The 8,230-nt window shown below is 36.1% G+C and carries 12 protein-coding genes; 3 read left to right on the top strand and 9 right to left on the bottom strand.

The window, feature by feature from the left end; genetic code table 11:
- Positions 1-483: 483 nt before the first annotated feature.
- The 8 genes from HMPREF3020_RS01725 to HMPREF3020_RS01690 all read right to left on the bottom strand — a co-directional run bounded on the left by HMPREF3020_RS01725 (position 484) and on the right by HMPREF3020_RS01690 (position 6,802).
- Positions 484-1,620, bottom strand: a complete 1,137-nt coding sequence (locus HMPREF3020_RS01725; protein WP_005697571.1) for a type II secretion system protein GspD — start codon at positions 1,618-1,620, stop codon at positions 484-486.
- A complete protein-coding gene (locus HMPREF3020_RS01720; protein ID WP_005697567.1) occupies positions 1,617-2,660 on the bottom strand; it encodes a zonular occludens toxin family protein in 1,044 nt (347 codons plus the stop codon). Before HMPREF3020_RS01720 ends, HMPREF3020_RS01725 begins: the two co-directional genes overlap by 4 nt.
- Positions 2,661-2,668: 8 nt before the next feature.
- On the bottom strand, positions 2,669-2,962 hold the full coding sequence (locus HMPREF3020_RS01715; RefSeq protein WP_005697572.1) for a DUF2523 family protein: 294 nt from the start codon (positions 2,960-2,962) through the stop codon (positions 2,669-2,671).
- A gap of 9 nt (positions 2,963-2,971) precedes the next feature.
- Positions 2,972-4,597 carry a hypothetical protein gene (locus HMPREF3020_RS01710; RefSeq protein ID WP_239657531.1) on the bottom strand — a complete coding sequence of 542 codons (1,626 nt, stop codon included), beginning with the start codon at positions 4,595-4,597 and terminating at the stop codon, positions 2,972-2,974.
- Positions 4,598-4,681: 84 nt separating this feature from the next.
- The gene (locus tag HMPREF3020_RS01705; RefSeq protein WP_005697575.1) at positions 4,682-4,912 is read right to left on the bottom strand and encodes a hypothetical protein; all 231 of its coding nucleotides are present in this window, start codon (positions 4,910-4,912) and stop codon (positions 4,682-4,684) included.
- Positions 4,913-4,946: 34 nt separating this feature from the next.
- Positions 4,947-5,213, bottom strand: coding sequence for a hypothetical protein (locus HMPREF3020_RS01700; protein WP_005697574.1), 267 nt, complete (start codon positions 5,211-5,213; stop codon positions 4,947-4,949).
- Complete coding sequence (locus tag HMPREF3020_RS01695) at positions 5,213-5,509, bottom strand: single-stranded DNA-binding protein (RefSeq protein WP_005697568.1); 297 nt, start codon at positions 5,507-5,509, stop codon at positions 5,213-5,215. Before HMPREF3020_RS01695 ends, HMPREF3020_RS01700 begins: the two co-directional genes overlap by 1 nt.
- Before the next feature lie 24 nt (positions 5,510-5,533).
- Positions 5,534-6,802, bottom strand: a complete 1,269-nt coding sequence (locus HMPREF3020_RS01690) for a phage/plasmid replication protein, II/X family (protein WP_032803972.1) — start codon at positions 6,800-6,802, stop codon at positions 5,534-5,536.
- A gap of 195 nt (positions 6,803-6,997) precedes the next feature.
- Between HMPREF3020_RS01690 and HMPREF3020_RS01685 the strand changes: the two genes are divergently transcribed.
- The 3 genes from HMPREF3020_RS01685 to HMPREF3020_RS01675 all read left to right on the top strand — a co-directional run bounded on the left by HMPREF3020_RS01685 (position 6,998) and on the right by HMPREF3020_RS01675 (position 7,795).
- Positions 6,998-7,150 carry a hypothetical protein gene (locus HMPREF3020_RS01685; protein ID WP_005697569.1) on the top strand — a complete coding sequence of 51 codons (153 nt, stop codon included), beginning with the start codon at positions 6,998-7,000 and terminating at the stop codon, positions 7,148-7,150.
- A 205-nt stretch (positions 7,151-7,355) separates the two neighbouring features.
- Complete coding sequence (locus HMPREF3020_RS01680; protein WP_032803977.1) at positions 7,356-7,547, top strand: hypothetical protein; 192 nt, start codon at positions 7,356-7,358, stop codon at positions 7,545-7,547.
- A gap of 8 nt (positions 7,548-7,555) precedes the next feature.
- Positions 7,556-7,795 (top strand): DUF1496 domain-containing protein, encoded by a 240-nt coding sequence (locus HMPREF3020_RS01675; RefSeq protein WP_005697566.1) that lies wholly within the window; start codon positions 7,556-7,558, stop codon positions 7,793-7,795.
- An 11-nt stretch (positions 7,796-7,806) separates the two neighbouring features.
- Here HMPREF3020_RS01675 and HMPREF3020_RS01670 read toward each other — a convergent pair whose 3' ends face one another.
- Positions 7,807-8,091, bottom strand: a complete 285-nt coding sequence (locus HMPREF3020_RS01670) for a hypothetical protein (protein ID WP_049363486.1) — start codon at positions 8,089-8,091, stop codon at positions 7,807-7,809.
- Between the last annotated feature and the right edge of the window lie 139 nt (positions 8,092-8,230).

Raw genomic sequence — 8,230 nt, 5'->3', positions numbered from 1 at the left:
CGAAATCAATTACAAGGTTAGTGAAAGCTACGCATTAATAAGATCACAGAGTTATGCACAAGTCACAGGTACTAGTAAAACAAGACAAAATAAGGCTGAATAACACGTTGTAACGTGTTGTTTTATCGTTTTATTGAATGGTTAAATTGGAATGTCAGGGAAATGTAAAGACGCACGGTGCGTTTCGCATTATCTAATCAGCTTAAAGGACGTGGCTATAAAGGTTCTGCAGAAGGCGCATTAATTGCTGTGATTTTTTGAAGAATGCCGAGCGCAATGAATTCATTTTTTCAAATAAATATCTCTGTTTCCGGCGCTGCAGCCGCTGCGCCTTACGTCAGGAGAAAATGCGTGGCATTTTCCCCCGACACCCCCCTATAATATTGCTAATTCAAATTTAATGATGAAGTAACAAGGTAAAAACCACAAAGCGCAGGCGTGTAACGCCTTTACCCTTTGTGGTTTTTACTTTATGAAATTCAATTAGATCATTTTAACTTGCAATAAAATTACAATGTCTGTCTTAGTGTTTGATTTAGATTTTCCCGTCAAGAAGCCTTTCGGTAAGAATGAAAAACCTGTTTCACCCTCCGTTAATTTGTTTTCAGCCAGTCCGCCTAAAACCACAATATCACCACTTTTAAGCGTAACATCAGTAACAATATCGCGTTTAATCAGTGTTGGCGATTGATTTACGCCCGTATCCGTCTTCACAAAATTAGAAAGTTGTTGATTGATTTTTAAGTCTATCGCATTACTTTTAATCGTTGGTTGTATATCAAAGATCACACCAGAAGAACGATATTCAATCGATTGAATAGGTCTGCCGTCCTGATAGGTAACATTTGATAAAACAGGCACATCAGAACCTACTGAAAAATTTCCCTTTGAACCTGATTTTACACGCAACGTTGGGCTACTAACGACTTGAAAGCGTTCATCAGTGCGAAATAACTCAATCATTGCATCCAAATTCCCTGCATTAACCGTAATAAAATTTTCATAGTTTTGTTTGTAACCAATGTTGATACCCAGTTTTCCCGATAGCAATTTTGCCAATAAATTAATTCCGCTTCCTTCTTTGGCAATGTCCTGCACTTCAAAAACATAACCCGTTACAACGACTTCACGGCTTGGCGTATCAACCGATTTTAAAACTGATTTAATTCTTGCAATATCTTCCGCTGTTCCATAATAAACGAGCTTATCACCACTTGCCGAGACTTGCCCCTCTCCTTGTAAAAACTGCGCAAGATATTCTGTATCACGATGAACAGGATTATAAACAAAACTGTGTTTGATAATTTTTGGCGGTTTTGGCTCAATATGCGCAAGGTAAACTACGCCATTTTTCTCATAGGTTTTGATATTCATATTTTCAAAATAGCGTGTAATAAACTGATTAAAATCTTGGTCTTCCTTGGTATGAAAGCTGATTAACCGTGTATCTGCTGCTAATTTTGGATCAAGCATATAAGGCTTTTCTAAAACTTCATCATAGATCATTCCTACCGCTTTCGGTAACGGTACGGCTTCAAGCTTAAAATCAACATTTTTTGCCTGCGCCACACCAAACAAAAAACAGGAAAAAAAACATAAAATGTTACGTTGTAATTTCATTGTTTTACTCCAGAATAATAATTAACCCGTTGATTATCAATAATGCCTTCCAACATTCGCCCCGTAAAATTAAAGTTAGAACGTGGTTCTAACCGTAAATTACCTTGGTTATCAGCCAAAATCACAAAGGCTTTTCCTGATTTTTGTAACTCCCCTGTTATGCGCCATTGCGTTGATAACGGTAAAGTTACTTGAAGTTGTGGCTGATTATTTAATGTAATCGCTTCAATTTCCTTATTTTCGCTTAATGTCTGTTCAACTTTTGGCGTATCCTGTTCAGGTGGCGTAAAAAAGCTAATGAGCTTATATAACGAAAACCCGACAATCAATACGGCAAACACGGCAAAATATTTAATACTGGATTTATTCAGCGCGTTTTGCCGTTTATCTGTGACTAATTCCCGTCCATTATCGGTTTCATAGCTTTTATAAAGCGGAAAAATAGCCTTATCATACTTTTCTTGATAACTTGCCGTCTTTGCGGTTTTCCAACATTTATTACCCGAAAACACATCAACCCGATAACGACTTTTTAACCCTGCGGCAACCAATTTTGTCATTTTGAATGTCGTTTCAATTCGCTCCACAAGCTCTCTTTGTAAATTGGTTAAATCCTGATTCAATATGACAAAATCACAAGAAATGCCGTTACTATCTGTAAAATGTCGGTGTTCTGATAAAAATGAAAAGTGGTTATCATTGATTTTTTCTTTCTTTGGGAAAAATCGCCACGCTTCATCAATAATGATTAAATCTCCTGCTTTACAAAAGGTTTCAATTTTATTATCTATTGCGTTCTTGTAAGGGTAAAAATCAACACCTAAGCATAAATCATTATCGACAATAACCAATTCACCTAAGTTATCAGGCGACAATTTTTTATCTTTTGATAGGCAATATTCTTCAATTAATTGTTTGTTTAATCCGTAAATATTTGAAACTACCCTACGCCCCGAAGCAATGGCGGGAATGATGACAGACTTCACCACTTCATAAGATTTTCCGTGTCCAGGTAACCCCACATAAGCCGAAATAGCCATAATGCTCCCTAGCCAATAATTGGTAAACGACGAATAATAAAGCGCGCCAACATTGCCGAAATAACTAATGTTATTCCTGTTGGGATTTGCAATATTGATAGAAAATACCAAATAGAATCAGGTAAACCAATAAATAACGCATTTAAATTTGGTATCTCTTTTGGCAAAAATAACTCAATCACCACGGGAATAAATTCCGTTGTAATAAAGAAAAGTGCGAAAAAAACAAAAAATTTTGCAACAATACCTTTAAAAGCAAACCCAAGAAAACCACTAAATAAACGTAAAATTAAGCTACCCATTGTTATTCCTTATGCACTCAATAAAATTCTTAATGCGACAATTCCCCAAATAAGCAGCATCAAGGAAGTAATCACGGCTTTATTTTGCTCTACATATTGGCAATGCTTATCTAATCGAACATCAATATTTAAATAATCAATATGCCCTTCCCACGTTGGACACTGCACAGCACGATCGGCTAAATGAAAATTCTTGAGCTGCGGAAAAAACTGATTAAATGGCTCTAAAATTTGTCGTGCTGTGGGTGACTCAAGTTCAGGATATTTGGGTTCATCATCAATATCTTTATCATCTTTTTCTTCACCTGGACGCGTACCGGGATTCGGTGTGGGTTGTGGAATAGGTTGTGGTTGGTTTGATGTGCCTATGGATAATTGATTTCCTACACCTGCTTTAGCAAATAAATCGGCAAAGGTTGCCGTTTTACCTAATTTATTTAATTGTGCTTGTACTTCTGCCGATGTAATCGGATCAGATGCACTAAACGGAACTCCAATATAACCAGGCTGAGACGCAGCAGACATCAATAAGGCGTTATACAATAACGCTAATTGTGTGGCGGTTAAGGGTTTGGTATAAAGATTTAAATCTAAATCTGCGACTGAATTTAACTGCTTATCTGATGAAGTTGTTGGAAAATCGCCTACCCAATGTTGATTTTCTTCAAATCTAATGTAGGTTAAATTATTTACACGTGTAGAAACTTCATAATCCGAAGGTTTAGGTGGATTAAAAGAATAAACGATTTGCGAGCCAGTATTTCCCTCTAAAATCGGCTCAAAATCATAGTTTAATTGTTTTTCGGTAAATATCTGACGAACTTCAGGATAAATCATATTACCTATTTTTTGATGACGTAAATAACGATTTTCTACGGTAGTTTGTGAACGTAGATAACGGTATTTCTTGCCCTCAATATCGACTTCTGAATAATTTTCTTCTCCTTTTCCTCCCCATTCCTCTTGCGCGATATATTCAGCCAATTTTTCAATAGAATTTGATTGCGCGTACTCCCCCGTTCTTAACGTATTGAAATATTTATAATGTTTATCTAAGACATCGGATTTATAAATATCCTGTGAATTTTCCGAAATCTGTTTCTTTTCTTTTGAATACTGATAAATAATTGGATCTTTCGGACTCGGCATTGCGTTGACAACTTTTGTTTCACCATTCACATTTATCGCATAACGACCATCAGCTAAAGGAACAGCAGTAGGCTCAAAAGCAACCCCGATTTTGCTATTACTTTCTACATTCAAATCCTTAAGCGTAATTGCACCTGATGTTAACGCTAACGCAACCCATGAAATATCTTTCGCATTGCGTAATGTTGATGTTGCGCCAACAGCAAATGTTGCGTCATTTGCCGCAACCGTTCCCAATGCCCGATAAGTCTGTGCTGCACGTAATCCTATTGCTGCTTCATTTGCCGCTAAATAAGCGGCATCATTTGCGGCAGCTCTCCCAACCACAGAAACCGCAGCCCGTCTTGCAACAATCCCTTCAAACACTTCAGCTAATACCACGCGGGCAAGTAACGGATTAGCGTTAGCTTTATAGGATAAAACAACGTTAAAAATAAAACTAAAAATCACTATCCATTTAAGCCAAGCACCACGACTAAACCGCATACCATACCCAAAAGAAAATAAGCAAAATCCCATAACATACGCACCCCAAAGAAAAAAGGGGACGCAAATCCCCCCTTGTTATTGTTATTTTCCAAATAGTCCCAAAATAAAGCGGATACCCATTTTGGCAATACGCGGGCCAATTAACACACCGCCTGCGGCGATAATTCCGGCAATCACCGTTGAAAAATCAACTTGATTAAGCATACCGGAAACATCAATTTGTACTTTTTGTGCCGATTCACTGCCAGCAAAAGCACCAACGGAAGATCCCAAAACTACAGCAGCAATAAGGTATTTTTTTAAATTTGACATAAGAAACTCCTTATATTGAGTTAAAATTATGTGCTTATTTGAAAAGCGCTAAAAATGTTCCCACAGATTTAGCGATTAAATAAAAAATAAGCACAAGACCAAATGAAAAACCAAAGCTATCGGTATGATGAAAAAAATCACCCACTGAAAAGCCTTGATTTTCATTCCCTGAATGTGCCACAGATTGAAGTTTGACCGCCTCTGTCCGTGGCACTTTCAATACGACATCACTACAACCATCACCGCCAAAACTCATATAAGGGTGGCAAAACTTAGTTGTAATTTCTATTTCTTCATTCATCACTTATCAATAGCGGGAACTAAAACAATATCACTTACTTTTAAATCAAAATAACCACTGACTTTAAAAGAAGTTGGATGAACATAGTAATTACCAGGAGAATAAGGAACTTGATCCTTTTTCAAGGGCACTTTAATTTGAACAGGAAACTGACCACCTAATTCAATATAGGCTTCCTGCGTGCGAATAAACCAATCTTTTCCCGTTTTCTCACTTACCCCTGACCGTTCATCAATTCTGGAAGTTGAAAAAATTTGTACTTTCAATAAATACTGTTCAATGTTTTGATTACTCATTTTTATACCTCTCGGTTAGTTAAATTACGCAGCTAACTGCATTTGGACAAAATCTAATGTTGGTTCAACATACCAATCAGGACGCTGACAACTAAAATCAATTTCAACAAGTTTCATTAACGGAATGATGTTATGGCGTTCGTGGGCTTTGAGGTTTTGCAACTGGGCTTTCGTTAGCCCGACAGCTAATAAGTCTTTTTCGTGTCGCCAGAACGTTTTTCTATCCATTTCTGACTGAGTTTCTAAATATCCATAAGTTAATAAGTTTTTATAAAAACCAAATAATCTATCTGCCTTCGCATAACTAATATTGCCCTTAGGTGTTACTGTGTAATACTGTTTTTTCAGTAATTTCTGAATATTGTCTCGGTTATATACATTCATTTTGCTTTCTCCAACCGCTTGGATAATATCGTTAAAGGCATCTTGCCATAGGTCTTTAATCAGGCTTTTTCCCTGTTTTTCATACTGTCTTTGATACTGGATTAAATCGCATAATTTGCGTGGAATACGGTATTTATCTAAATAACGTTGTTTTAGCCGAGCCTCAAAACGCACACATTGCTTGGAAAATTCAATTAAATTTGGATTGCTTAACACGTTTAGCACATTAAGAAGATTTTGTTTATTTGGCGTACGTTTTAATTCGGATTGGATTTCGGACAAACGTTTTTGCAACTCTGCCCCTTTTAAATAGACTTTAAGGACTCTATGCTCTGAACCACTGTTCCATTCTGCTGTTGTCTCATATTCTCGGTTATATCGCGTTTTCTTGGTTTGCCCTGCTCTCACATTTTGCAAAAAGCTAATCACCTGCTTTTGCATCATTTCAGACGGAATATGAGCTGAATAGGTGACATCAATCCAATCTATCATCGTATTTTCAGTGTCAGTCATTTCGTAGAGTTCTGGCAAGGCTTCACAAAAGGTTTTCAGCATCACAAAACAACAAACATCAAGATTGGTTGAACCAAAGACATTATGCCCTTGAAGTAATTTTGCGGGACTGGCTTTCAGCTCAATATAAGGCGGGGTTTTCATTCTATCGCTGCCGTTGAAGACTTTCATTGCTAACGAACCAAAATGACTAGGAATGGCTTCATAAGGGTGGGACAGTTCGGCAACATCAAGATCACCGTCAATCTCAAAGGTGACATTGCCTGCCCGTAGTTTAAGACCTGTTCTCTTGGCTATCTCTATCAGGGTTTCTTTCAAAAAAGAGGTTTCCCCGTCTTTGCAAACGAGGATATGCTCTGTTTTGAATGGAATTGATAGCTTCAAGAAGTCGATCACTTATGCCTCTATACCGCATGTGTACATACATCAAATAAAATATACAACTTTTACATACCGCATACAAGCATATTTACATACTTTGAGACAAAAAAAGTATAATAGGACATCAATTACAAACCAGATTTTGAGATAGAAATAATGAGAAAAGATACATCTGTTCGAGTTAATGAAATGAGAAGGAATAAGTTAGAAATGTTAGCTATTGAAATCAGTCATAAGAGCGGAAAACTAACTAAAATGAGTGATATAGTTAATCATCTATTGGATAACTACCTTCAAGAAGCAAAACAGGATTTACTTCATAATGCTGAAAATTCAGGTAAGGATAAAACCAAAAGTACATAATTATTAAAAATAAAGAAATAATTATTCACTCAAGACTGTAGCAATCATTTAAAGATTGATTAATTAATAAACGGATTTGTGTCATTTTGACACAAGAGTGGACTATTAAAGAGAGTCCACTTGGATGAAAGCCTAAATGGACTATGCAAAATTTTGCATTTTTGCATAAATCTTTATTCACTACATGGTAAACGGGAGACATCTTATGCCAAAATCAGATCACAAACATCATAACCAAAGCCAAGAACACGAACAAAATTACCAACTTAGAAAACACGGTCTAAGACAAACTAAAGAAAACAGGGATTTATTGGATAAAATAACACCCCCATATTCAAAGAATACTGATATGGACACATTAATTCAAAAAAACTTAAAAAAATTTGAAAAAGCCTAGGTGGAAAAATGAAAAAATTACTAATGATCTCTTTTGTGACTTTGTTTGTAGCCGCTTGTCAACAACCATCTTTTGAAAGAAAAGTTTTCAAATCATCTCCAACAAAAAAATTAGACGACACAAAATTTTGTGTTTATGAAGGTAAAGAATACTCTAAAGGTAGTGTTATCAAAGCAGAAGGTGTAAACCTAAAATGCGGTACTTATAGCAGTGATGTATTTGATAAAACGTTATCTTGGGGAAAATAGTTATTTGAACTTTAACGTCTAAAGAATTTTGGTTTAGGTTGATAGCGATATTTTCTAATAAACTCTTCTAAATCAACAGGAACTGATGAATTTGTCAGTTCCTTTAAAAACTCCCCCAAGTGTTCCATTTTCTCAAATCTTGCTTGAGTCTGTTCAGCAGTTTCCAATCTGTCAAAAACAAAACGAATTTCAACCGTATCATAGCTAAATCTTATATTATGCTCAGTTTGTTTGAGAAGTTTCACTGCCTCATAAAAATGTCTTGGTGTGATATGCTGAATGGTAATATTTGACATAAATTTAATAACTTAAAATTTCGCATAATAGCGGATTATGTGTAAATTCTTGCGCGGTGCCAATGGCGATTATACCGCGCTGCGAATTGTAACATAATCCGAAAAATCATTATGCGAAATCAATTACAAGGTTAGTGAA

It is taken from the genome of Haemophilus sp. HMSC068C11 (genome assembly GCF_001815355.1).
Lineage (GTDB): Bacteria > Pseudomonadota > Gammaproteobacteria > Enterobacterales > Pasteurellaceae > Haemophilus_D.
Note: the sequence above shows the minus strand (reverse complement) of the source record. Positions and strands in the feature narration are given on the sequence as shown.